Below are 25,220 nucleotides of genomic sequence, written 5' to 3'. Positions count from 1 at the left end.
ATCGCACGCGGCTTACCCGGCCTTCACCGATCCTTCGATCAGGAAGAACACGATGAACCCGATGAAGAACGAAGCCGTCGCGAACGGCGTTTCGGGCACCTCGTGCGCTTCGACCAGCAGTTCTTCGGTGACGAGGTACAGCAGCGCGACGGTACCCAGCCCCAGAAGGGCAGCATAGATATTCGCGGGCAGTCCGGCGAACGCCGCATTGCCGGCAACGGCCGCGACGCTCAGCAGCGCCGCGAGCACGACCGGTACGACGATCGACAGCATGCGGCCGATGCCGGCCGCGGCCAAGGCCGCGCTGACCGACAGCGCGAGGAACAGCACCTCGAGCGTCAGCGCGACGGTCAGGATGATGCCGCTTTCGTCGCTCGCGGAAAACGCGATGCCGAGCACGAGGCCGTCGACGACGAGGTCGATCGCGGTGACGATGATCAGGCTCACCGGCAAGCGCGCTTCCTCGAAACGTGTCTCGATCGCGCCCGACAGCGCGCGAATCGCCAGCATCAGCGCGATGCCGAGCACGAAACCGACGACGACCGGAAACAGCGCATGCGCGCGGTCCTGCGGCAGCAGTTCGAGCGCGGCGGCCGCGAACACGATGCCGCCGGTGAAATGCTGGATCACGCTCGACGTTTTCGGGCCGGGCGCGCGCCACGCGGCCGCGAGGGCGCCAAAACAGGCCGCCAGCACGGGCGGTAACGTGAGCAGCGCAAGCTTCGCGGTCGGTGTCATGGGGTCTCTCGGCGGTTGGCGTATCGCAGCGCAGGGGGCGTTGCACGATCGTACGCGCCGGGCGTCGCCCCGGCATCAACCGGGGATTGAACACCTTGAAGCCGCTCCAGGGTCAAGCGGTTCGATGCGGGCGCACCGGCAAGCCGGCGCGCCCGTTTCGCTCAAAGCTGCGCGAGCGCCTGGTCGAGATCGGCGAGCAGGTCGTCGATATGCTCGATGCCGATCGACAGCCGCACCGTTTCCTCCTTCACGCCGGCCTTCGCGAGTTCGGCCGGCGACAACTGACGGTGCGTCGTCGATGCCGGATGCGTCGCGAGCGACTTCGTGTCGCCGATGTTGACGAGCCGCGTGAACAGCTTCAGCGCATCCTGGAACTTCGCGCCGCCGTCGCGGCCGCCCTTCACGCCGAACGTCAGGATGCCCGGCGCACGGCCCGACAGGTAGCGGGCGACGAGCGGATGGTCGGGGTGATCGGGCAGGCCCGCATAATTCACCCATTCGACGTGTTCGTGGCGCGCGAGATGCTGCGCGACCTTCAGCGCGTTGTCGCTGATGCGCTCGACCCGCAGCGCGAGCGTCTCGATTCCCTGCAGGATCTGGAACGCATTGAATGGCGAGATCGCCGCGCCCATGTTGCGCAGCGGCACCACGCGGGCGCGGCCGATATACGCGGCCGGCCCGAACGCTTCGGTATAGACGACGCCGTGATAGCTGACGTCCGGCTCGTTGAGCCGCTTGAAGCGGTCCGCGTGCTCGGCCCACGGGAACTTGCCCGAATCGACGATCGCGCCGCCGAGGCTCGTGCCGTGCCCGCCGAGATACTTCGTCAGCGAATGCACGACGATGTCCGCGCCGTGCTCGAACGGGCGCAGCAGGTACGGCGACGGCACCGTGTTGTCGACGATCAGCGGGATGCCGCGGCGATGCGCGACCTCGGCGAGCGCGGCGATGTCGGTGACGTTGCCGAGCGGGTTGCCGACCGATTCCGCGAAGATCGCCTTCGTGCGCGCGTCGATCAGCGGCTCGAACGACGCGGGGTCGCGTGGGTCGGCGAAGCGCGTGGTGATTCCGTATTGCGGCAGCGTGTGCGCGAACAGGTTGTAGGTGCCGCCGTACAGCGAACTCGCGGACACGATGTTGTCGCCCGCTTCGGCGATCGTCTGGATCGCGTACGTGACGGCGGATTGCCCCGACGCGAGCGCGAGCGCGCCGATACCGCCCTCGAGCGCGGCGATCCGCTGCTCGAGCACGTCCGTCGTCGGGTTCATGATCCGCGTGTAGATGTTGCCCTGGACCTTCAGGTCGAACAGGTCCGCGCCGTGCTGCGTGTCGTCGAATGCGTACGCAACGGTCTGGTAGATCGGGACGGCGACCGCGCGCGTGGTCGGGTCGGGACGATAACCGCCGTGTACTGCGATGGTTTCGAGGCGCCAGTTCGATACGGCCTGATCGGTCATGGGTGCTCCTTCTGTTGTTGTGATGGTCGAGCGATTATAGGAGCACGTGCGCGGCAACCCTTAGAACGAATGGTTTGTTGCTTATGGCGGGGCGGTGCATAAAATGCCTTCTTCCGCGCACAAGGGATACTTGATGAATCAGGATCATTGGAACCAGTTGGATGCTTACTTCTCGGCAACGCTCGTGCCGTCGATTTCGATCGTCGGCGCCGCGTGACATGACGCCGGTACGCCCGTGCGGGCGTACCGCATGCTAGCTCTCGTCGGGATTCGAGTCGCTGCACTGGTCGGGATCGTCGCGCAACAGGATGCGGCGGATGCGGCCGTTGTCGTAGAACGGCACGTCGGGGCAGAACTTCATGCCGGCGCGCGTTGACGTGCGTTTCCAAGCGACCTTTTCGGTACGCACGAGCGTCGGGGCGCTGCCCGCCGCGCCCGGCTTCCAGATGTCGATATACACGCGCGACATCTGCGGCGAATCGCCCACCTCGCAATCCTTCGGTGCACCGAGCGTCGAGCGCAGTCCGGCATCGGTCTGCTCGATGCGTTGCGGAAACTCGATGTAACCGTCGCCGTAGCCGGGTACGACGTAGCAATAGCGACGCGTATTCCCGTCGAGCACGGGCAGCAAGTAGCTGCTCGCCGAGTCGACCTCCTTCACGTCGTTGCCCTGCCAGCGGTACGTCGTCACGCCGTGCTCGCAGCAGCTCGCGCGCCAGTTCGTCCATATGATCCGGTGCACCGGATCGAAATCCGGCGACGTGATGTCTTGCAGTCCCTGCGGCGCATCGACGAAGCGCCGCGTCTTCGGGTTGAAGATCCACGTCTGGTACGGAATGTTCGGGCTCGCCCCCATCCCTTGCGCAAGCATCAGGTCGGGCCAGCCGTCGAAGTTCACGTCGGCGAATTCGGGCGTGGGCAGGCCGCAGGTGCCTTGCGAATCCGTCTGCAGTGTCTGCACGAGGCGGCCGCGGTCGTACAGGCGAATCGCGAAGACGTGCGGCGGGTCGTTGCACGAACTGCTGTCGTCCGGCAGCTTGTCGGCGACGAGGCGGACCTCGTAAGGGAACGGCCTGCCGTCCTGTTTCGGTGCGAGCGAGACGGGCAGCGTGCGCTTGCCGTCCGGCGATGCCCACGTGCCGGTCACGGCGTTGTCGAAGGATGCCGCGCGCCACGTACCCGTTACGCGATCGGCGTTGGCTTTCGCGCCGCTGTCGCGTTCCGAAAGCGTGACACCGTGCGCGTCGAGCGTTCCCTTCAACGCGAGCCGATAGCGTTTGTCGGACGTGCAGGGCGCGTAGCAGTACGAGCCCGATACCGTGTCGGCCACGCGCGACAGCGAGACTTCGACATGCCGGTTGCCGATCGTGCCGGTCCAGTTACGCGACCAGAACGGGATTTCGACTGAATCGCCGGTGCTTGCCGCGTTTGCTGGCGAGAAGGCGAACGCGGTGACTGCGGTGACGGTGACCAGCGCGAACGCACGCGCGCCACGCCAGCCGCGCGTGCGCCGCGTCGCGGTCGGGTTGCGCGACGCGTCGATGAACGGGAGATACATGGTACGGCCCCTCGGTTTGTTATCGGTTATGTCTGCCGGCGTGTTTCGGTGCGATGCGTGCGTCAGCGGTTTCCTGCCGCATCGGCCCGGCGATACAGGTGCGGCCATTGGTCCCGGAACAGGCCGTTGCACGTGCTGTGCGTCGCGAGGCCGTCGAGTACGAAGCGCCGACCGTCGAAAACCCACGACGCGGTCGAGCCGCAATCGCCCGCGCTGCGCAGCCGGACCGTGCTCGACAGCGTCGCGCTCGCGGGATCGTAGCCGGCGTCGGTCAGTTCGTTCGCGAACGACGCAGCATCGAGGCCCGCGCTCGCGTTCTCGCCGAAGTTCATCGCGGCCGGCGCGTAGGGGGCAGTGCGGCGCACGCGATACCACAGGTCGGTGTGGTTATACAGGCTGCTGGTCTGGCACGGAATCGCGACGAGCGCTTCGTCGGACGAAATCGCGACGGCTCTCGACGCTTTCCTGCGATCGCTCGCCGACATTTCGTCTTCGACATCGGCCGCGCATTGCTTCACGTCGGCGCCGAATTTCGCGAGTACCGCGTCGACGAGCGGCCGCTGTTCGGCGGCCGACAGATTCGACACGGGCGGCGGGGCGGGCGTGACAGCGGGCGGCAAGGCGGGCGCGGCCGGTACCGACGACGCAGGCTTGAGGCCCGGGCGCAGCAACGCCGTGACCGTGCCGACGCGGCCCTGCGTGTCGTCGATCAGCAGCAGCGCGGCATTCAGTCCCGACAACGGCGTGCGAGCGGCGGGCGCCGATGCCGGATCGCCGAAGCTCAGCAGTTGCGCATTGCGCGCCGCGGCGAGCCACGCAGCCACCGTTGCCGGATCGTTGGTCCGGATTCGGAACGGGTGCGCCTGGTCGTCGGCTTTGTCGCCGAACGCATGCCATTGCGCCGGCATCGCATCGAACGGCCGGCCATCGACGCGTGCGGTGCGCAAGTCGATCGGCGCCGATGCGTAGAGATCGAGCGAGGGCTGCGCGTCCGGGCCGGCATCGCGCGTCACGCGCAGGATCAGGCCGGTGCGTGCATCGTCGATATCGTCGGCATGGCTTTCCGCGATACAGCGATTGCCGTTGTCGCAGACGACCGACCAGCTCTTGAATTCGCGCTCGACCGGCGGCCGCGCGAGCGGGCGAGCCTGGGCAACGATCGGGGAAACGGCGAGGAGGGCGGCGATGGCGAGCGAAAGGCGGTGCGACATGACGGTTCGTATCGACTGTGGATGGGCGCGCGGAAGACGTCGGGCTGCAAGCATATCGTCAGCAGGCGGGCAGGTCGAAGGCTGCGGCGCATGCGGCGGCGCGCGTCACCGAACGACATCGAGTATACCGCCGCAATGCGTTGCGATCGTGAAGACGACGCGTAGTGTGCGGGCACGACCGTTGCTCGCGTGCATGGGCCGGGCAGGTGCGGATGCAAATACGGCGCGATGCCCGCAGGCGTCGCGCCGTTCGCCTTTCATCGATCATCGACCACGTCGCGCAGGAACGCGTCGAGCATCGCCACGTCGCCCCACGGCCGCTTGTATTCGCGATCGTGTTCGGCATCGGCGAGCATCGTCTCGACGAGCGCGTGGATCGCCGGCCGGCGCGGCCCGTATTCGCTTTCGTTCGCGCTCATCTTCAGCGCGAGCAACGCGTCGAGTTCCGCGCGTACCGCCGGCTCGTGCACGGTGCCGTCGACGAGATCCACGAAGCGCATCGGCGGCATCCCGAGCCCGGAGTCGATCCAGCGTACCGCGAGCAGCGGCCGCAGCACGTACAGGTACTTCTTGTAACGCACCGTGTCGCCTTGCAGGTAGCCGCGAAAGTTCTTCTTGGCCATCGCGAGGTAGTGATGACGCCCGCGCACCGGCGAGAAGAACGCCGACGCCAGCGACCTGAGCCGTGGCGCCCAGCGCGCGTCTTCGCGATACACGACGGGCGAGTCGAGCCATTCGAGCAGCGTCGGGTTCGAGCGGCGCAGCAGTTGCAGCGCCTTGCGCAGTTCCCAACCGCTGACGTCGAGTTCGTCGTCGAGTGGCCGCTCGATCACGTCGCGCTGCGGTTCGACGCTCAGGTACCAGTCGCGCCGGTGTGCATACACGAAGCGCACGTCGTAGTCGCTGTCCGGCGACGCGAAGCCCCAGCCGCGGCTGCCCGATTCGCATGCGAACAGCACGGTCACGTCGTGGCGGCGCTCGACTTCCGCGAGTTCTGCCATCACGCGCGCCCGCACGGCCGGATCGACCGGGTGCGCGCTGCGCACGGGCGTCAATTGTTCCGTTTTCATTGTTGGTTCCCTTTTGTTGCGCGCGGCCGCCGGCCATTGGCCGCGCACCGCGCTATCCTTTCACGCACACCACCTGGCGCAGTGTATGCACGACTTCGACGAGGCTGCGCTGGGCCGCCATCACCGCGTCGATGTCCTTGTACGCCATCGGAATTTCATCGACGACGCCCGCGTCCTTCCGGCATTCGACGCCCTGCGTCGCCTTCGCCTGATCGTCGGCCGTGAAGCGGCGCTTCGCTTCGGTGCGGCTCATCGTCCGGCCCGCGCCGTGGCTGCACGAGCAGAAGCTTTCCGGATTGCCGAGCCCGCGCACGATGAAGCTCTTCGCGCCCATCGACCCCGGAATGATCCCGAGCTGCCCCTTCTGCGCGGACACCGCGCCCTTGCGCGTGACGAGCACCTCTTCGCCGAAGTGGCGTTCGCGCTGCACGTAGTTGTGGTGGCAGTTCACCGCGTGCTCGTCGACCGAAAACGGCTTCGCGATCACGCCGCGCGCCGCGCCGATCACCGCGTCCATCATCGCCTGCCGGTTGCGCCGCGCGTAGTCCTGCGCCCAGCCGACCGCCTCGACGTAATCGTCGAAGTGCCGGCTGCCCTCGGTGAAATACGCGAGATTGCGGTCCGGCAGGTTCGCGATGTGCTGCCGCATGTCGGCCTGCGCGAGTTCGATGAACAGGCTGCCGATCGCATTGCCGACGCCGCGCGAGCCGCTGTGCAGCATGAACCACACGCGGTCCGCTTCGTCGATGCACACTTCGATGAAGTGGTTGCCGGTGCCGAGCGTGCCGAGATGCGCGTAGTGGTTCGTCTTTTCCAGCTTCGGATACTTGTCGACGATCCGCTGGAAGCCCGGTTGCAGCGACTTCCATGCTTCGGTCACGGTGGCCGGCGCCCGATCACCCCATGCGCCCGGATCGCGGCGGCCCGGCGCGCGGCCGTGCGGCACCGCGCGTTCGATCGCGCCGCGCAGCCCACCAAGCGAATCCGGCAGGTCGGACGCCGTCAGCGTCGTGCGCGCGGCCATCATCCCGCAGCCGATGTCGACGCCGACCGCGGCCGGGATGATCGCGCCCTTCGTCGGAATCACGCTGCCGATCGTCGAACCCTTCCCGAGGTGCACGTCCGGCATCACCGCGACGTGGCCGAAGATGAACGGCATTTGCGCCGTGTTGCGCAGTTGTGCGCGCGCTTCCTCCTCGACGGCGACGCCTTGCGTCCACATCTTCACCGGCTTGCCGTTCGCCAGTTCCATTACCTGGTAATCCGTGTCTGTCATTTGCTTCACCTGATTCATTTCGGTATCCGGCGCGAGTTACCTGCATCGCGCCGGATCCCGCATTACGTGCCCTTGATGCTGACGAGTCCGTTCAGCACCTGATCGAGGCCGCCGAACACCGAGATGCGGTCGATCCGTTCCGCGACGCGCTCGAGCGTTTCCAGCTCCTTGAGCCGCAGCGCGGTCGGGTTTTCTTCCATCACCTTCGCGGTGTTCAGCAGCGAACGCGTGGCCGCCGTTTCCTCGCGGCGGCGAATCACGTTCGCCTGCGCGGACTTCTCGGCCTCGACCACCTGCGCGAGGATCGTCTTCATGTCGCCCGGCAGCACGATATCCTTCACGCCGACGCTGCGCACGTCCAGGCCCGAACCGTCGAGACGGGCGCGTACTTGCGCGATCACGACGTCGTCGAGCGACTGCTTGTCCTCCAGCAGCTCGTCGAGCGAGCGCGTGCCGACCGCCGAGCGCAGCGCGAACTGCAACTCGCGATACAGGTGTTCGACCGGCTTCTGCAACTGGCCGAACGCATGCAGCACGTCCGCATAGCGCCACGTCGCCGACAGGTTCAGCCGCAGCGCGACCTTGTCGCGCGTGAGGATTTCCTGCCCGCCGACTTCGATCGCCTGCACGCGCAGGTCGACCAGCTCGACCGCGACGTCGCGGTTGAAGCGCCAGAACGCCGACGTGCCCGCGTCCAGCAACCGCTCGATCTTGCCGTCGATCTTCAGTACACCGACGTGGTACGCCGGCACCTGCGCCAGCAGCACGCCCGTCAGGCCGGCCACGCCGCGCGCACGCAGCGACGGTTGCGCGATGCGCTTCACGAGCGCGTCGGGCAGCATGCTGTGCCGCGCGAGATCGACACGTTCCAGCCGATGCGCGGTCAGGCCGCGCCAGTACAGCCGGCGCGTGCCCGGCGCGAGGATCTCGACGAGCACGTCGTCTTCATAGCGCAGGCCCGCTTCATCGTCGGCGAGATCCATCGCGACGAAATACTGCGCAAGCACATCCTGTGCGTCGTGACGCAGATAGTCGGCCAACGCTTCGTCGGCGAGCGGCGCGTCGAGACGCGCGGTCTGCACCGACAAACGCTTGAACGGATCGAAGGCCTTGAACACGCCCGGTTCCAGCACCTTCACGAAATCGCCCTCATTCATCAGCAGCGCGCGCTCGTTCTTTTTCACTACATGTCGCATCCACATATTCTTGTCCTTTTCTTCAATGGCCGCCGGGTGGCGCGCATCGTGCGGATCGCGGTGCGACGCAATCGGGCGGGCGGCGCGCTGGCCGGCGTCGAAGCACAGGGCGACGCGTGTGGCATTGCGTCGTCGTGCGCCTTCGTGCGCTGGCCGTGTGGCCGCCCGGCCGATCGCGCGGAACTGCAACCGGTCCGACGCGCGGCGGGCCTTGCGGCCCGCACCGGCGGGTACTGCTTTTCATACGAGACCGTCCTTGCGGACAGCGTTCGAGCGGGATTTGAACCCGCCACCGGCCGGCTTTCGCCGGCTGCTCCACCTGGCTGAGCTTCCGAACAATGGGCGCTCCGGGATTCGAACCCGGACGAAGCATCCTGACGCGCGCCCGTTTGCCTTCGTCTGTCCATGGCGGCATGCGCTGCGGCGACGAACGAGGTTCGGCGGCGGCGCACCAGCAGGGCTTGTTGAACCCTGGCTCGTGGGCCAGCGGGACATCCGGCGTCTTCTATTTAGCGAGGAGCGTGCCAGCGGGCGTGCCGGGGCTTTGGGAATTTCCCAAGCAATTGAAAATAAAAGGAATTTATCTATTGTGCGTGGCTGGGGATCGACGTCGTGCCCAAAGGGTCATCACGATAATCCGATATAATCGGATCGCCTCTTATCCTGCAAGATAAATATGCGAAAGACTGTCGCCATCGGGTTTCTCGGCACGGTGCTCGACCAGGGTGGCCGCGCGCCGCGCCGTTACCGCAAATGGCGGCCGACGATTTCGTTGTGCGAGCAGCCGGAGTTGCCGATCGATCGGTTGGAACTGCTGCATTCGCCGGACTACACGCGTCTCGCCAACCAGGTGCGGGACGATCTCGCGCGCGTGTCGCCGCACACCGACGTGCGGCTCACGCCGGTCACGATCCGCGATCCGTGGGATTTCGAGGAGGTCTATGCGACGCTGCACGACTACGCACGCGCATATCCGTTCGACCTCGAACACGAGGATTACCTGATCCACATCACGACCGGCACGCACGTCGCGCAGATCTGCTGGTTCCTGCTGGCGGAAGCGCGCTACCTGCCCGCGCGCCTCGTGCAGACGGGGCCGCCGCAGCGGACCGACGAAGGGCCGAGCGGGCCGGGCACGATCTCGGTGATCGATCTCGACCTGTCCCGCTACAACCGGATCGCGCAGCGCTTCACGCGCGAGCGCGACGAAACGGTGTCGTTCCTGAAGGCCGGCATCGCGACGCGCAACGCGCGCTTCAATGCGCTGATCGAGCAACTCGAGCGCGTGGCCGTGCGTTCGCGCGCGCCGATGCTGCTGGTCGGGCCCACGGGGGCCGGCAAGTCGTTTCTCGCGAAGCGCGTGTACGAGCTGAAGCGCGGCCGGCATCGGCTCGCGGGGCCGTTCATCGAGATCAACTGCGCGACGCTGCGCGGCGACGCGGCGATGTCGACGCTGTTCGGTCACGTGAAGGGCGCGTTCACCGGCGCGCAGTCGGCGCGCGCGGGGCTGCTGCGCGCCGCGGACGGCGGCCTGCTGTTTCTCGACGAGATCGGCGAACTCGGGCTCGACGAGCAGGCGATGCTGCTGAAGGCGATCGAGGAGAAGCGCTTCCTGCCGGTGGGCGCGGACGTCGAGGCGACCAGCGATTTCGAGCTGATCGCGGGCACCCATCGCGACCTGCGGCAGATGGTGGCGGCCGGGACGTTCCGCGAGGATCTCTATGCACGGATCAACCTGTGGACCTACGAACTGCCGGGGCTCGCCGAGCGCCGCGAGGACATCGAGCCGAACCTCGAATTCGAGCTCGACCGTTTCGGCCGCGAGCAGGGCGAGCAGGTGCGGTTCAACGTGGAGGCGAAGCGGCGCTATCTCGCGTTCGCGACATCGCCGCGGGCGGCGTGGGCCGGCAATTTCCGCGAATTGTCCGCCTCGGTCACGCGGATGGCGACGCTGGCCGATGCCGGGCGGATTACCGAGGCGCTTGCCGAGCAGGAAGTCGAACGGCTGACGCGCACGTGGTCGTCGCCGGGCGGCGCGGGGGCGGCCGATGCATGCGTCGATGCGGTGTTCGGTGCGCGTGCGGCGGAACTCGACCTGTTCGACCGGGCGCAGCTCGAACGCGTGCTCGACGTGTGCCGGACGTCGGCGAGCCTGTCGGAAGCCGGGCGCACGCTGTTCGCGGTGTCGCGCCAGAGCAAGAAGCAGCCGAACGATGCCGACCGGCTGCGCAAGTATCTCGCGCGGTTCGGGCTCGATTGGGACGGTGTGCGGCGTGCGCTCGATCGCGCGTGATGACGCGTGGCGAACGAGGCGCATGATGTCTGCGCCGCGCCCGTTACGCGCGGCAGATCGCGATGATTTCCGCGCTGGTCGCTGCGTCGAACGGTGCGTGGTCCCAGTCGCCGCACCAGTCGGCCGACGCGAAACCGGCCGCCGTCACGTGCGCCTGCAGTTCAGGTTGCGAAATGAAACGCAGCCGGCTCGTATTCGTCAGCACCGTGTCGTCGCGGCGGAAGCGGTAGTGCGTGTCGAACGTCACGATCGCGTCGTCGATCGCACGCACCGCGTGATGGAGATCGACGATGCCGAATGCGTGCGATTCGACGCTGCGTGCCGACTGCACGGGCGTCCATGCTCGCCACGGTTCGGTGCGCGGGTTGCGGCTCTCGAACAGGAAGCGGCCGCCGTCGGCGAGCACGCGTCGCACGCCGCGCAGCGTCGCATCGATGTCGTCGTCGGTCAGCAGGCACTGAAACGCGTGCCCGGTCATCACGACCGCATCGAATCGCACACCGGGCGGCAGGCCGTCGAGCGCGCACGCGAACCAGCGGACGGCGCCGGCGCCCGGCTGGCGTCGCGCGTAATCGATCATCGCCGGCGCGGGATCGATCGCGACGACGTCATGCCCGGCCGACGCGAGCCGTCGCGCGAACGTGCCGGTGCCGCAGCCGAGATCGAGAATGCGTTGCCGGGCGGCGCCGATCGCCGCGGCATAGAACACGAAGTCCCGATCGCCCGCGTTGAACAGGTCGTACACCGCGACGAGGCGCGGGTCGGTGTAGAGCAGATCCGCGTCGGCGCGCGTCATGCGGTCGCGCCCATCAGCGCTGCTGCACGGCCACGCGCAGCCCGAGCGCAATGAAGATCGAGCCGATGATCCTGCCCTGCCAGCGCGTGAGCCACGTGAGCCGCTTCACGATGCGGCCGAGCGGGCGGATCGAGCACGCGATCAGCGTCGTGTAGAGCGAGCTGAGCACGACGAAGATCAGCCCGAGCACCGCGAACTGCACGAACGTCGAGCCACGTTCCGGATGCACGAACTGCGGCATGAACGCGAGAAAGAACAGCGCGGTTTTCGGATTCAGCACTTCGGCGGGAATCGCCTGCAAGTACGCGTTGAGCGGCGTGACGGCCGCCACCCGCGGCAGCGACGGATCGGACGGCTTCTCCAGCAGCGCGCGCACGCCGAGATAGATCAGGTACGCGGCGCCGATCAGCTTCACGATGTTGAACGCGAGCGCTGACGTCATCAGCAGCGCGGACAGCCCGACGGCCGCGAACAGCGTATGCACGAAGTCGCCGCTCGCGACGCCGAGGCCGGTCAGGATGCCGGTCGTGCGCCCGCCCTGCACGGTGCGGCTCAGCACGAGCAGCACGGCGGGGCCGGGGATCAGGAACAGGCCCAGAACGACGGCCGTGAAGGTGGTCAGCGTGGTCAGGTCGAACATGGCGGCTCCGGCGGGTTGGCGCGGCGGCAAGGGGATCGGCGCATTGTATTCGGTTCGGCGCGCGGCCGCGACGCCCCCGAACGGCGCGGCTGCGCCGGCGCCTTTCTGGTATAAGCACGACAGGACGCGCCGGCGTCCGGCCTTGTCCACAGCCCGCCGTTCCATGCGCGACCTTCCACCGATCACCGATCCCGCCGCGGACGCAGACGTCTATCACGTGCCGCGTCCGCTCATCGTGTTCGGCGGCTCCGTCGTCGAGCCCGAATGGCGGCTGGAGCGGCACAGCCATCGACAGGCGCAACTGCTCTACACGCTGACCGGCGTCGTCTATTGCGAGATCGACGGCGGCGTGTGGACCGCGCCGCCGCAATGCACGGTCTGGATTCCCGGCGATGTCGCGCATGCGGCGCGCGGCTCGGCCGGCGCGACCTTCTACGCGGTGCTGGTCGAACCCGACGCGGCGCTCGACTTGCCCAAGCGCTGCTGCACGCTGGGCATGTCGCCGCTGTTGCGCGAGCTGCTGCTGAAGGCGGCCAGTTTCCCGAACCTGTACGACGTCGACGGGCCGCAAGGGCGGCTGGTCGCGACGCTGCTCGACGAGCTCGTCGCGGCGCCGGTCGAGGACTTGTACCTGCCGATGCCGGCCGACCGCCGGCTGCGCAAGCTGATCGACCATCTGCTCGACGATCCGGCCGACAAGTCGCCGCTGCCCGAGCTCGCGCGGCGTGCGGGCATCAGCGAGCGCAGCCTGACGCGCCTCGCGACGAAGGAGCTCGGGATGAGCCTCGGCGACTGGCGCCGTCGGCTGCACGTCGCGCTGTCGCTGCGGATGCTGACGACCGGCCGTCGCGTGCACCAGATCGCGATCGATCTCGGCTACGAGAGCGCAAGCAGCTTCGTCACGATGTTCCGCAAGGCGACCGGCAAGCCGCCGACGCAATTCCTCACCGATCGGCAGCGCTGAACCGCCGGGCCGCACGCGCCCGTTTGGCCGGATTGAAAAAGCAGTTGGCCGGGACGAGAAATGACGCACGCGGTCTCGATCCATAGAATGAGAATCGTTCTCATCTTGAGGTCGACATGCAAATCGTCACGACTGAATTCCCGTTTGTCTGGCTGCGTTACAGCGGCTCGACCCACACCGATCCCGCCCGCTTGATTGCCGAACTCGACGCACTGCTCGCGCGCCGCGAACGCTTCGTTCTTCTGACCGACGATGCGCCGTCCGGCGACGATCGCGCCAATAACGATCACGAGATGCGCAAGCAGCTCGCGAAGTGGAGCAAGGCCAACCGTGCGCTGTCGCGCGAACGGATCCCCGGGATGATCGCGATCGAGCCCGATGCGGCGCGGCGCGTGGCGCTCAATGCCTTTTCGGGCGCCTTCGAGAAGGTCTGGGGTTATCCGCTGAACGCGGCGGCGACCCGCGACGACGCGCTGGCGCTCGCGCAACGGCTGCTCGCCGAACCGGCGCCCGGCGTCGCAGCGGCAAACGCCTGACCCGGCGGCCGCGCCGGTCGCGCGGCTTGCGTCGACATCGACACGCACGCGCGGTGCGCGAACGCCCGCGCCGCGGCCTGTCGCAACCCCGTAGAGGTGTCCGGTGGACAATCCGATCCGCGCGATGCGCATCTTCACGCGCATCGTCGAAATGAACAGCTTTACCCGTGCCGCGCAGGCGCTCGGCATCTCGCGCGCCACCGCGACGCGCACCGTGCAGGAGCTCGAAGCGGCGCTCGGCATGCCGCTGCTGGTGCGCACGACGCGCGCGTTGCGGGCCACGCCCGAAGGCGACGCGTATTACCGGCGCTGCGTCAGCATCACCGCGGACGTCGACGAGCTCGAAGCCAGCATTCGCGGCGCCGCGGTGCATCCGAGCGGGCCGCTGCGCGTGGAATTGCCGGCGTCGGTGGCGGGCGCGATCGTGCTGCCGGCGCTCGGCGAATTCCATGTGCGGCATCCCGATCTCGAACTGATGCTCGCCGTGGCCGGGCGCGCGGGCGATCGCGTCGGCGACGCGATCGACTGCAGTATCCGGCTCGGTGCGCTGCCCGATTCGTCGCTCGTCGCGCGCCGGCTCGGCTCGCTCGAGCGCGTGACGTGCGCGAGCCCCGCGTATCTCGACCGCTTCGGCGTGCCGCGCACGCCCGACGATCTGGGCGGGCATCGCGCGGTAGGCGAGTCGCACGTCTTCGGCCAGCGTCCGGCCGAGCTCGAGTTCGCGGTGGACGACGCGGTGCGCAAGGTGCGGCTCGACGGTATCGTCGGCGTGGATGACGAGCAGGCGTATCTCGCCTGCGGCGTGCACGGCCTCGGGCTGATCCAGCCGACGCGCGTCGCCGCGCAGGCGCTGATCGACGCGGGGCGGTTGCGGGAAGTGCTGGCGCGCTGGCAGCCCGATGCGCTGGCCGTGTCGGTCGTCTATGTGAAGCGCCCGCATGTGTCGCCCGGCGTGCGCGCGTTCGTCGACTGGATCGCCGAGCGTTTCGTGCAGGCCGGGCACGAGCAGGCAGGGCTGGCGGCGGCGGGGGCGGTGGGGTGGCGGCCGGCGCCGGGTGCAGTCGTTACCCCCGATCGCTACGGCGGGCTGGTGGCGGTGGCGTGACGGCGGGATGCGGACGGAAAATCCTCACGCGGTTGCGAGACGGAACGCGCTGGCCATCCGATCCTGTTCCCGAGCCGGCAGCGCGAGTCGCGTCGCGAGCGTTCTCCATTGACTGACGACACCACGGAAGTCGTCGATGATCTCGTCGGCATCGCTCAGACCGAGCCGAAAGAATTCGCAGACTTCACGGGCAAGCTCGAGGTTCAGCGCGTTGTCGGCTTCCGTGATATTGAGCTTGAGGCCGTCGGCGATCGCGACCGGATTCATGTCATAAGCCGCGGAGAGCCGCCAGCCCTTACCCGGTGCCAGAATGAATCCGTGATTGCGAAGATGGTCGTCGGTATTCGATACGAGAAGATTGAAGACGATCCGCGCCCAAAGTTCTCGCAGGTCGACATTCGGTTGCGCACCATGTTGTATGAGGACTTCCGCCAGTTCGAGATAGCTGACGCCGGTGGAGGCATCGTCGCCGTCGACGTGACCGGTCATGGTCATCGCCGAGGCAAAATGCAGGCGCCGTCCATCGGCCGTCCGGTCGAAGCGACGGACCAGGAAGCAATGATGGTCGCTGGCGAACTTTCGTGCCTCGGCTTGGGCGACATTCAGGCCGCAGCCGACCGCGAGCGCATTGACGACCATTTCCCAACCGCCTACGTCGTAATCGTCTCTTGCGCTGGGGAACTTCGCGATATACAGACGCCCCTGATCGTCGGCCACGCTTGCTTTCGGTCGTGCACCGCCGAGCGAGCCGCCAGGTGCGATGAGCATCGAGAGCCAGTCGCGGCCGTCCGGGGCGATGTTGTCGACATCCTCTTCCAGCGCCCGACTGACGCGTTCCAGTTCACGGATTTCCGCGAATGGCGGCGCGGCGAGATCAACGCGGTCGTCGAGAAACTCTCCTTCGTCGTCGAGCTTGTAACGCAGTGCGCCGACGCGATAGAGATCGTGGACGCCCAGCAGGTAATCCGATTCACGGAGCCGAGTGCCCTTCGGTCGAAGGCCTGCACGAATGTCTCGCTCCAGCCGACGGTCCATCAGCATGCGCCCCCACCGATCGGGGCTGGAATCGGCGAACGCACCGAACGAGTCTCGCGGCGGAGGTGGATATTGCGGTCCTTCGAAGAGGCCGATGCCGGGATCGAGCTGAACCCGGGCGAGTTCGGGAGCGCTCAAGGCGGTTGCGTCGTACTGGAATTCGAAACGTTCGCTTGCCCGCGTCTGTCGGCTGTGCAGAAGGCCGAGTTTCCGGGGAGCGGGCAGGCTGCTCCAGTCTGCGTAAACAGAGATGGTCGTCATTTCTCGCGAGATTTCCCCAGGTGTTTGCTCGCTGGCTTCAACAGCGCGGCCAGTTCCGCGGCCGTCGTACCGCGATGGTGGTCGGGCGCCGGGATGCTGGACGCCGATCCCGGTGCTTTCCTGGCGGGGGCCGGGGGCGTGGTCGTGGTGGCACGATCGCGCCGATCAGGTATGCGTGGCGACTCGGCGGACGACCGCAGGGCAACTCGTTTCACGGATCGCGGTTTGACGAGGCGAGCGTCTTGAAGCTGGCGGCCGAATGAGTCCGCAGCGGCCAGTTTTTCCAGATCGCCCTGGAGGCCCAGTACTTGCATGACGGCAAGATAGGCGCCCATTGTGACCCCCGAACCGCCTCCCTCCAGCGAGCGGAGTGTCATCGGCGACATTCCCGCGCGTTCAGCGACCTGCTTGGCCGTCAGCTTCCGGCGCAGACGGGCGAGCTTGAGCCGCTCGCCGAATTCGACGAGCAACCGACTGGATGCGGGCAAGAGAGGGGCGGTTTTCTTTGCCATGATGGCGCTAATATTTCACTTTTTTCGGTGCAATAGAGCTAAAATAATAGCACTTTAGCGCAGCGTGTCAGTGACTTTCGTCGAGGCGCTGCGCTGGTTTGTGTAAATATTTTGGCTCTACGATGCGAGATTTGCCAGAATATTGACTCCGTCGCTTGGCGGCCATACGCTCGGACGCGTGTCGTGAGCCGAAAAGCCGTGTACTCGCCCCGGCATCGCTTACCGATGCCTGGCCCGCAGCGGGCGTAACCGACGCCCTACGTCGCCTTCGGCCGCCCCAATTCTTCCGCCAGGAAATCGACGAACGCGCGAATCCGCGTGGACATCTGGTGACGCTGCGCATACACCGCGTAGATGTCGGCACCCGGCGTTTCATGGTCGGGCAGCACGACGACCAGCCGCCCGTCGGCGAGATAGTCGCGCAGGTCCCATTCCGCGCGCATCAGGATCCCGTGCCCGTCGAGCGCCCACTTCACCGCGATCTCGCCGTCGTTCGTCGTCAGGTTGCCGTTGATCCGCACGGCCTCCGTGTGGCGGGCCGCGCCGCGCCCGGTCGTCAGGCGCCACACGCCGTAACCTTCGTCGCCCTGCCGGATGCCGATGCAGTTGTGTCTCGTCAGGTCGTGCGGCGTGCCGGGTGTCCCATGCCGCGCCAGATAGGCGGGCGCCGCGCAGAGCAGCCGACGGTTCGGTGCGAGCCGCCGCGCGACGACGCGCGTGTCGGGCGGCTCGCCGAAGCGGATGCATACGTCGAACGTGTCGTCGGTGAGCGGCGGCGGCATCACCGACAACTGCAACTGCACCGACACCTCCGGATAGCGCGCGACGAAGCGCGAGATCGCCGGGCCGACGTGGCTGCGCCCGAACCCGAGCGTCGCGTTCACGCGCAGCAGGCCTTTCGGCCGCTGCTTCGCGCTGCCGAGCAGTTCGCCGAGTTCGTCCATCTGGTCGAGGATTCGCCGTGCGTACTCGAGATACACGTCGCCTTCGGGCGTCAGCATCATCCGCCGCGTCGTGCGATTGACGAGCGTCACGCCCGCGCGCCGCTCCATCTGCGTGAGCCGCTTGCTGACGGCCGCCGCGGTCAGCCCGAGCTCGCGCGCGGCCGCGCTCAGGCTGCCCGACGCGGCCAGCGTCGAGAAGAAGCCGAGATCGGCCGGCTGAACGGTATCCGCCATGACGAGATTCGTGAATTGAAGTTAAAGATGCATTGAGTATAGCCACGGTTTCTGCACTGCCGGTTCGGTAAAGTGCGTTCACGCTCACGACCAATCGAGGATGTCCGCATGAAGACCTACCGTATCGCAACGATTCCCGGCGACGGCATCGGCAAGGAGGTGGTGCCCGCGGCCAAGCAGGTACTGGAAGCGCTGGCCCGCGGCAGCGACCGCTTTGCGTTCGAGTTCGAGGATTTCGACTGGGGCGCCGATTACTACCGTCGGCACGGCGCGATGATGCCGGCCGACGGCCTCGACGCGCTGCGCGGCAAGGACGCGATCCTGTTCGGTTCCGCGGGCGACCCGGACGTGCCCGATCACGTGACGCTGTGGGGCCTGCGCCTGAAGATCTGCCAGGGCTTCGACCAGTACGCGAACGTGCGCCCGACGCGCATCCTGCCGGGCATCGATGCACCGCTGAAGCGCTGCGGGCCGGACGACCTGAACTGGGTGATCGTGCGCGAGAACTCGGAAGGCGAATACGCGGGCGTCGGCGGTCGCGTGCACCAGGGCCATCCGATCGAGGCCGCGACCGACGTGTCGATCCTCACGCGCGCCGGCGTCGAACGCATCATGCGCTTCGCGTTCCGGCTCGCGCAGTCGCGGCCGCGCAAGCTGCTGACCGTGATCACGAAGAGCAACGCGCAGCGGCACGCGATGGTGATGTGGGACGAGATTGCGAAACAGATTGCGCAGGAATTTCCCGACGTGGCGTGGGACAAGGAACTCGTCGATGCGGCGACCGCGCGCATGGTCAACCGCCCGGCGTCGCTCGACACGATCGTCGCGACCAATCTGCACGCGGACATCCTCAGCGATCTCGCCGCCGCGCTCGCGGGCAGCCTCGGCATCGCGCCGACCGGCAACATCGATCCGGAGCGCCGCTATCCGTCGATGTTCGAGCCGATCCACGGCTCCGCGTTCGACATCATGGGCAAGGGGCTCGCGAATCCGGTCGGCACGTTCTGGTCGGTCGTAATGCTGCTCGAGCATCTCGGCGAGACGGCAGCCGCCGCGCGCGTGATGCACGCGATCGAGGCCGTGACGGCCAACCCGTCGCTGCATACGCGCGACCTCGGCGGCAGCGCGACGACCGCGCAGGTGACGTTGGCCGTCTGCGAGCGCGTCGCGCACGCGGCCGCCGCGGCCTGACGGCGGCGAGGCGGTGTGGCGCTGACGGCCGCGCCTGCGCGCAGCCGAGCGTCGCGCGTTCGCTTCACTCAGGCATTTTCTGCCCGCGACTCGCGCATCCGACGCGAGCCGGGCGCCGGCCGGCGCCGCGGTCCACCGACCGACGGCGCACGGCCCGACCTCGAAGGAGGAGACACATGCAAGCAGATCTGGAAACCCGCGTCGCGCGGAAGCTGATGTGGCGCATCATTCCGTTCGTGATGCTGCTTTACTTCGTCAGCTTTCTCGATCGCGTCAACGTGGGCTTTGCCGCGATGACGATGAACAAGGCGATCGGCCTGTCGCCCACCGCGTTCGGATTCGGCGGCGGCCTGTTCTTCATCGGCTATTTTCTGTTCGAAGTGCCAAGCAACCTGATTCTCCATCGCGTCGGCGCGCGCATCTGGATCGCGCGCGTGATGATCACGTGGGGGATCGTGTCGGCCGTATCCGCGTTCGTGACCGGCCCGACGAGCTTCTACGTGCTGCGCTTTCTGCTGGGCATGGCCGAAGCCGGCTTTTTCCCCGGCATCATCCTGTACCTGAGCCTGTGGTTTCCCGCGAAGCAGCGCGCGGTGGCCGCCGCGTGGTTCATGGCGGCCGCGCCGATCTCGACCGCGATCGGTTCGCCGCTGTCGGGCGCGATCATGCAGATGCCGCCGATGTTCGGGCTTGCCGACTGGCAGATGCTGTACATCGTCGAAGCGCTGCCGGCGGTCGCGCTCGGCTTCGTCGTGCTGAAGTACCTGACCGATGCGCCGTCGCAGGCCGCGTGGCTGCGGTCCGACGAGCGCGACTGGCTGATCGCGAAGCTGAAGGCGGAGGCGGACGCGCGCCACACGCACGCCGGGCATACGGCCGGCGCGTGGCAGGCGCTGCGCGATCCGCGCGTGCTGGCGCTCGCGCTGATCTACTTCGGCACGTCGGCAGGACTGTACACGCTCGGGTTGTGGGCGCCGCTGATGATCAGGCAGTTCGGCTTCAGCGCGGTGCAAACGGGCCTGCTCACCGGCATTCCGAGCGTTGCCGCCGTGGTTGCGATGATCGTGTGGGCGCGGCATTCGGATCGCGTCGGCGAGCGCACATGGCACGTCGTGATTCCGTGCGTGCTCGCGTGCATCGGCTTCGTGTTCGCGGGGCAGGCGAGCACCGCGCTGCTGACCGTGCTCGCGCTGGTCGTCGTCAACGTCGGGATCAGCGCCGCGAAGGCGCCGCTGTGGGCGATGCCGAGCGCGTTCCTGTCGGGGGCCGGTGCGGCGGCGGGCATCGCGATGATCAACTCGATCGGCAATCTCGGTGGCTTCGTCGGGCCGTTCGCGATCGGCTGGCTCAAGCATGCGACGGGCGGGTATGCGGCGGGGTTGTATGTGGTTGCGGGGACGCTCGCGGTATCGGCGGTCGTTACGCTGATGCTGAGCCGGAAGGGGGCGCGCGAGCAGGTCGTGTCGGGCATCCGGCGGCATCACTGAGCGCGGCGAGCGATCTCCGTCGCGCACACGTCGGGCGATGCGTTCGACGTATCGATCACGCAATCGCTGAACCTGCGCGACGCATACCCTTCCCGATACATCTCGGCGATCCGTTGCCGCTCCCAGTCCGTGAGGGCACGCGTGCCGCGATTCGATGCCGCGACCGCTTCGGGCGGCGCGAGCGTGACGACGAACAATCGCGCATCGCGCGCAGCGCACGCCGTGCGCAGCCGCTCGAATTCCGCTTCGCCGATCGGATAGGCGATCACGAGGTGGCGTTCGCGCGCTTGCGCGATCTGCGCGACGAGCCGCTCCAACGCGATGGCCCATTGCACGTCGAACGGCGCGGATTCGGGCGCGTCGTGATCGTCGCCGTCGATGAAGCGCGCATCGGGCAGCACGCGTGCAAGTGCGCGACCGATCGTCGTCTTGCCGCTGTTGATCGGGCCGTTCAGATGGATGACGGTGAGCGGCGTGTTCGTCGATGTAGAGGGCATGAGGCGCGAGATTGACTGAATGCTTTCATTGTGCCTCGATGCGAAATGAATTTGTAATATCCGGTCAGAACGAATTAGAAAAATTATTCGATAAAGCGCCCTAAAGAAAGTCGTGGCCCCGCCGTTACTCTTCCTCGGTATCTCAAAAAAGTATGACGAAAGCAGTACGACCACACGACCAAAAAACCGAGGGCGCACGGCCGGCGAAGCCGTGCGCGGGATCAGAATGGGATGCACCGATTCAATGGCGCGCGCAGGCAGCGGGGGCTGGCGCGCGCTGTGCCTTTGCCTTGCCGTAACCGGACTGCTGCCGCATTGCGCCGCCGCCGCGGGGATCGTCCCGGACGGCGGCACGCCCACGAGCGTGTCGGTTGGGCCGAACGGCCGGCAGCTCGTCAATCTTGCGCCGGCGGTCGCCGGCGTATCGAGCAACACGTATTCGTCGTTCAACGTGACGACCGCCGGCGCGACGCTGAACAACGCCGGCATCAACGCGCGCACGATCGTCAACCAGGTGACGAGCACCAACCGCAGCCTGATCGAAGGCGAGATCGCCGTGGCGGGGCCGCGCGCGAACGTCGTGCTCGCGAACCCGAACGGCATCACGGTCAACGGCGGATCGTTCGTCAATACGGGGCACGTCGCGCTGTCCACCGGCAACGTGAGCTTCAACGACCTGCAGATCGCCCCCGGCGTGATCCAGCGCAACATCGTGCTCGATACGTCGACCGGCACGATCGTCGTCGGTCCGGGCGGCCTCGCCGGCGCGCTGATCGGGCTCGATCTGATCGCGAAGAACATCGTCGTCGACGGCGCGATCGACAACACGTTTTCGTCGGCGACGGCCGGCGTGCGCCTGCTGGCCGGACGCAGCCGTGTCGAGCTGAACACGGGGCTGTCGCCGAACGACAACGCGAACGACTGGCTCTCGCGTACCGCGACGACTCACCCTGACACCGCGTCGTCCTATGCGATCGACATCACTGCCGCGGGCAGCGTGACGAGCGGGCGCGTGCAGTTGATCGTCACGGACCGCGGCCCCGGCGTGCGCAGCGCCGGCGCGATGAATGCGTCGCTCGGGGATTTCACGCTGGCGTCGAACGGCAACGTCGAGATGTCCCATGCGAAGGTCGACGTCGCGCGAGATCTCGACGTGACCGTGCAGGGCGGCATCACGCTGACCGGCACCGACATGAAGGCGAAGGGCGGCCACGCGAACGTGTCGGCAGCCGATGCGATCGCATTGACGGGCAGCAGCCTGATGGCGTCGGGCAGCGTGAAGCTGAACGGCGCGGGCATCGCGCTGAATCCCGACGATGCGATGAAGGGCGCGACCGTGGCATCGTCGCAAAGCGGCGTGGTGCTCAAGAGCGCGGCGGACATCGTCAATGTCGGGTCGCTCGTGCAAGGGCAGACCGCGATCGACGCTGACCCGGATTCGATGGGCGCGGTGACGCTGAACGCGGCGGGCCGCATCCGGAACGAGTCGTTGCCGCAGACGCGGCTCGGCATCCTGTTCGGCGTTCAGGGCGACGTGTCGCTGACCGCGGGCGCCGATGTCGTCAACCGGAATGCGCGGATCCTGTCGAACCAGAGCATTTCGATCGCCGCGGGCGGAGACCTGCAGAACATCGTCGACCACAGCACCGGCGTGCAGAACGGCGCGGTGGTCGGCTTCTCCGAGCAGGGCGGCCGCTTCCTGTTCTTCAAGCATCGTAGCGACGGCTTCACCGTCGACTATGGCGCGCTGGCCGACGCATCGAAACTCGCGTACATCACGGCCGATGCGGGCAACGTGACCGTGCGCGCCGCGAACGTGACGAATATCGGCGGATCGATCCTGTCGAATGGCGGCGCGATCGATATCGCCGCGCGCGAAAACATTCTCACGCAAGCCGTTTTCACCGGGCAGGCAGCGTATCGGCGCTCGTGCTTCGTGTTCTGCCGCGCGAGCGCATCGTCGAACGTGCAGGCGTTCGGCGGCGTGATCGAGGCCAAGGCCGACATCCAGCTGAAAGCCGGTACGCAGATCACGAACACGGGCGGAACCGTGCTCGCGCTCGGCGCATTGACGCTCGACGCACCGAAAACGCTCGCGCAAGGCGTACCGGGCTACACGGTGGTCAACCGCGACCACGACCTGAAAGCGTGGTTCGGCAATCGCTGGGCGGCAATCTATGCAGCCGACACGGGCGGCGTGTTCACCGGAGGAACCGGCAAGGTGCGCCTGACCGGCGAGGCCGACATCGACGGCGGCGCGTACAGCGCGCCCGAAGGTGTGCTCGCGGCGCGCGGCATCGTGACGATCCGGCCGCCCCATCGCGATCTCGTGACGATCGGCAACCGCAATCACATGGGCCTCGTGTCGTGGTTCGGCCTGTGATGTCGCAGACGGACCACCGCATCGCCGCCGCGCTCGCGTTGACGCTCGGCGCGATGTCGCCGTGCGCGCACGCACAGCTCGCGGGCGCACCGCCGGCCGGCGCGCCGCCGGGCCTCGGCGCGCTTCCGGCCGGGTTCGCGGTGCCGCGTGCGGAGCAGGATCCCGCGCAGCGTCTGCTGCAGGAGCAGCGCGACCGGCAGCGCCGCGACGAGCTCGCGCAACCGCCGGCGCAGATCGCGGTGCCCGAGCAGCCGGCGATGCCCGACCTGCCGCCGGGCGCCGACGTCGACACGCTGCCGGACGTCGCGCCGACGTTCCCGATCGAGCGGATCGAATTCACCGGCGACGCGATCCTCGGGCAGCCCGAACTGGACCGTATCGCGGCGCCGTTCATCGGCAAGCAACTCGGGCGCAACCGGATCAATCTGCTGCTGCGCCGGCTGACCGAAGCGTTCATTTCGCGCGGCTACATCACGACGCGTGCGTACCTCGGGCCGCAGAATCTCGCGTCCGGCACGCTGAAGATCAACCTCGTCCCCGGTCGCGTGGCCGCGTTGACGTTGAACGGCAAGCCGCTGAGGCCGCGCGATCCCGACGAGAAGTGGTACGAAGTGCGCGGCGGCGGGCTGCTGACCGAAGCCGGCACCGCATGGGCGTTCGCGAGCACGCCGGGCGACGTGCTGCGCCTGCCCGACCTGGAGCAGGGCGTCGACCAGATCAACCGGTTGCGGCGCAATCAGGCCGAAATCCGGATTCTCCCCGGCGAAGCGCCGGGCGATTCGATCGTCGCGATCTCGAACCGCTATGGCGATCGTCTTCATTACGATTTCGGCATCGACAACTACGGCAGCTCGCAGACCGGCAGGACGCGCTATCGCGCCGGTGTCGAAGCCGACAACGTGATCGGACTGCAGGAATCGCTGTCGTTCAGCTACGTCGGGACGACCGACACGAACGCGGTCGTGTTGTCGGCGGCGGTGCCGTACGGGTATCAAACTTTCAGCTACACGGCGTCGATGTCCGAGTACCAGCAGGCGATCGGCGACGTCGCGCTGCTCGCCGGGCGCACGTTCAGCCAGATGCTCGGCTGGAACGACGTGCTGGTGCGGTCGCCGCGCGGGCGCATGAGCGTCGACGTCACGCTCAACAAGCTGCGCACCGAGCGCGACCTCAACGGCATTCCGTTGTCGCCGCAGAACCTGACGGTGCTGCGGGTCGCGCTGAACGGGCTGTCCCGCTTCGTCATGCGCGATCAGGGCGCGGCCGCGACCTGGGATGTCGGCGTGTCGCAGGGGTTGCCCTGGCTGGCGGCCAATCACGATGCGTCGGACATCGGCATCGACGACGCGCACAGCCAGTTCACGAAGCTCGATGCCACCGGCACGCTGCAGTTCACGCTCGGTACTGTTGCCGGTTCCCTGTGGGCGTATCGCGGCACGCTGCGCGCGCAGTACAGCCGCGTCGCGCTGTTCGGCAACGAGCAGATCTTTCTAGGCGGCATGGGCTCGGTCCGCGGGTTTACCGAAGGCGGGATCGCGGGCGACAGCGGCGCATTCGTGCGCAACGAGCTGGCCTGGCAGAACGTGCCGGCGTGGCACGACGCGCGCATCGAACCCTACGTGTTTCTGGACGGCGGCAAGACGCACCTGAACGCACAGGGCGGCTGGCCGTCGCTCGTCGGCACAGGTGTCGGCACGCGCGCGCAATGGCGTTTGAAAGGCGGAACCCTGTCGGCCGAAGTGCTGGTCGGGCAGGCGCTCGCGCAACCGGCCGCACTCGGCAAGAAGGCCAGCGTGTTGCTGGCCACACTCAACTGGACGGACTGATGGAGAACTT

At 67.3% G+C, this 25,220-nt stretch carries 21 protein-coding genes and 1 tRNA gene; 8 read left to right on the top strand and 14 right to left on the bottom strand.

Annotated elements, in window-relative coordinates; translation table 11 throughout:
- Positions 1-12: 12 nt before the first annotated feature.
- The 8 genes from QZM15_RS16665 to QZM15_RS16630 all read right to left on the bottom strand — a co-directional run bounded on the left by QZM15_RS16665 (position 13) and on the right by QZM15_RS16630 (position 8,844).
- Positions 13-738: a ZIP family metal transporter gene (locus QZM15_RS16665; protein WP_059580259.1), complete on the bottom strand. Its 726-nt coding sequence runs from the start codon at positions 736-738 to the stop codon at positions 13-15.
- Between the two features lie 161 nt (positions 739-899).
- Positions 900-2,195 (bottom strand): O-acetylhomoserine aminocarboxypropyltransferase/cysteine synthase family protein, encoded by a 1,296-nt coding sequence (locus QZM15_RS16660; RefSeq protein ID WP_059580261.1) that lies wholly within the window; start codon positions 2,193-2,195, stop codon positions 900-902.
- 253 nt (positions 2,196-2,448) lie between these two features.
- The gene (locus tag QZM15_RS16655; protein WP_059580264.1) at positions 2,449-3,753 is read right to left on the bottom strand and encodes a hypothetical protein; all 1,305 of its coding nucleotides are present in this window, start codon (positions 3,751-3,753) and stop codon (positions 2,449-2,451) included.
- A 62-nt stretch (positions 3,754-3,815) separates the two neighbouring features.
- Positions 3,816-4,964 (bottom strand): DUF1176 domain-containing protein, encoded by a 1,149-nt coding sequence (locus tag QZM15_RS16650; RefSeq protein WP_302106805.1) that lies wholly within the window; start codon positions 4,962-4,964, stop codon positions 3,816-3,818.
- 257 nt (positions 4,965-5,221) lie between these two features.
- Positions 5,222-6,034 (bottom strand): nucleotidyltransferase domain-containing protein, encoded by an 813-nt coding sequence (locus tag QZM15_RS16645; protein ID WP_059580270.1) that lies wholly within the window; start codon positions 6,032-6,034, stop codon positions 5,222-5,224.
- Positions 6,035-6,086: 52 nt separating this feature from the next.
- Positions 6,087-7,310 (bottom strand): RtcB family protein, encoded by a 1,224-nt coding sequence (locus QZM15_RS16640; RefSeq protein WP_059580335.1) that lies wholly within the window; start codon positions 7,308-7,310, stop codon positions 6,087-6,089.
- A 62-nt stretch (positions 7,311-7,372) separates the two neighbouring features.
- Positions 7,373-8,512, bottom strand: coding sequence for a slipin family protein (locus QZM15_RS16635; protein ID WP_059644665.1), 1,140 nt, complete (start codon positions 8,510-8,512; stop codon positions 7,373-7,375).
- Positions 8,513-8,771: 259 nt separating this feature from the next.
- Positions 8,772-8,844, bottom strand: a tRNA-Phe gene (locus QZM15_RS16630).
- A gap of 338 nt (positions 8,845-9,182) precedes the next feature.
- Here QZM15_RS16630 and rtcR point away from each other — a divergent pair.
- On the top strand, positions 9,183-10,799 hold the full coding sequence (gene rtcR / locus QZM15_RS16625; RefSeq protein WP_302106804.1) for an RNA repair transcriptional activator RtcR: 1,617 nt from the start codon (positions 9,183-9,185) through the stop codon (positions 10,797-10,799).
- A gap of 43 nt (positions 10,800-10,842) precedes the next feature.
- Here rtcR and QZM15_RS16620 read toward each other — a convergent pair whose 3' ends face one another.
- Positions 10,843-11,595, bottom strand: coding sequence for a bifunctional 2-polyprenyl-6-hydroxyphenol methylase/3-demethylubiquinol 3-O-methyltransferase UbiG (locus QZM15_RS16620; protein ID WP_302106803.1), 753 nt, complete (start codon positions 11,593-11,595; stop codon positions 10,843-10,845).
- A gap of 13 nt (positions 11,596-11,608) precedes the next feature.
- Positions 11,609-12,235, bottom strand: a complete 627-nt coding sequence (locus QZM15_RS16615; protein WP_059580281.1) for a LysE family translocator — start codon at positions 12,233-12,235, stop codon at positions 11,609-11,611.
- A gap of 163 nt (positions 12,236-12,398) precedes the next feature.
- Here QZM15_RS16615 and QZM15_RS16610 point away from each other — a divergent pair, with 163 nt between their 5' ends.
- From QZM15_RS16610 to QZM15_RS16600, 3 genes are all read left to right on the top strand, one after another.
- Positions 12,399-13,199, top strand: a complete 801-nt coding sequence (locus QZM15_RS16610) for a helix-turn-helix domain-containing protein (protein WP_302106802.1) — start codon at positions 12,399-12,401, stop codon at positions 13,197-13,199.
- A gap of 116 nt (positions 13,200-13,315) precedes the next feature.
- The gene (locus QZM15_RS16605) at positions 13,316-13,735 is read left to right on the top strand and encodes an ATP--cob(I)alamin adenosyltransferase (protein WP_302106801.1); all 420 of its coding nucleotides are present in this window, start codon (positions 13,316-13,318) and stop codon (positions 13,733-13,735) included.
- Positions 13,736-13,838: 103 nt separating this feature from the next.
- Complete coding sequence (locus QZM15_RS16600) at positions 13,839-14,840, top strand: LysR family transcriptional regulator (protein ID WP_302106800.1); 1,002 nt, start codon at positions 13,839-13,841, stop codon at positions 14,838-14,840.
- Positions 14,841-14,864: 24 nt separating this feature from the next.
- Here the strand turns inward: QZM15_RS16600 and QZM15_RS16595 are convergent, their stop codons facing one another.
- The 3 genes from QZM15_RS16595 to QZM15_RS16585 all read right to left on the bottom strand — a co-directional run bounded on the left by QZM15_RS16595 (position 14,865) and on the right by QZM15_RS16585 (position 17,826).
- On the bottom strand, positions 14,865-16,136 hold the full coding sequence (locus tag QZM15_RS16595) for a type II toxin-antitoxin system HipA family toxin (RefSeq protein ID WP_226288494.1): 1,272 nt from the start codon (positions 16,134-16,136) through the stop codon (positions 14,865-14,867).
- Positions 16,133-16,648 carry a helix-turn-helix domain-containing protein gene (locus QZM15_RS16590; protein WP_124860835.1) on the bottom strand — a complete coding sequence of 172 codons (516 nt, stop codon included), beginning with the start codon at positions 16,646-16,648 and terminating at the stop codon, positions 16,133-16,135. Before QZM15_RS16590 ends, QZM15_RS16595 begins: the two co-directional genes overlap by 4 nt.
- Before the next feature lie 257 nt (positions 16,649-16,905).
- Positions 16,906-17,826 carry a LysR substrate-binding domain-containing protein gene (locus tag QZM15_RS16585; RefSeq protein ID WP_104012975.1) on the bottom strand — a complete coding sequence of 307 codons (921 nt, stop codon included), beginning with the start codon at positions 17,824-17,826 and terminating at the stop codon, positions 16,906-16,908.
- Positions 17,827-17,934: 108 nt separating this feature from the next.
- On the opposite strand from QZM15_RS16585, the gene QZM15_RS16580 reads away from it, so the two are divergent.
- Positions 17,935-19,017 (top strand): tartrate dehydrogenase, encoded by a 1,083-nt coding sequence (locus QZM15_RS16580; protein ID WP_124860833.1) that lies wholly within the window; start codon positions 17,935-17,937, stop codon positions 19,015-19,017.
- 176 nt (positions 19,018-19,193) lie between these two features.
- Complete coding sequence (locus QZM15_RS16575) at positions 19,194-20,504, top strand: MFS transporter (protein WP_302106799.1); 1,311 nt, start codon at positions 19,194-19,196, stop codon at positions 20,502-20,504.
- Here QZM15_RS16575 and QZM15_RS16570 read toward each other — a convergent pair.
- A complete protein-coding gene (locus QZM15_RS16570) occupies positions 20,498-21,001 on the bottom strand; it encodes a shikimate kinase (protein ID WP_226288496.1) in 504 nt (167 codons plus the stop codon). The genes QZM15_RS16575 and QZM15_RS16570 overlap by 7 nt on opposite strands.
- 244 nt (positions 21,002-21,245) lie before the next feature.
- Here QZM15_RS16570 and QZM15_RS16565 point away from each other — a divergent pair, with 244 nt between their 5' ends.
- Together QZM15_RS16565 and QZM15_RS16560 are read left to right on the top strand one after the other, a co-directional pair.
- Positions 21,246-23,384, top strand: coding sequence for a filamentous hemagglutinin N-terminal domain-containing protein (locus QZM15_RS16565; RefSeq protein ID WP_302106798.1), 2,139 nt, complete (start codon positions 21,246-21,248; stop codon positions 23,382-23,384).
- Positions 23,384-25,210, top strand: coding sequence for a ShlB/FhaC/HecB family hemolysin secretion/activation protein (locus tag QZM15_RS16560; RefSeq protein WP_302106797.1), 1,827 nt, complete (start codon positions 23,384-23,386; stop codon positions 25,208-25,210). Before QZM15_RS16565 ends, QZM15_RS16560 begins: the two co-directional genes overlap by 1 nt.
- The last annotated feature ends 10 nt before the right edge of the window (positions 25,211-25,220 follow it).

Source organism: Burkholderia sp. AU44665, from assembly GCF_030504405.1.
Lineage (GTDB): Bacteria > Pseudomonadota > Gammaproteobacteria > Burkholderiales > Burkholderiaceae > Burkholderia > Burkholderia semiarida.
The sequence above is the reverse complement of the archived record's forward strand: the minus strand, read 5'-3'. Positions and strand labels throughout refer to the sequence as shown.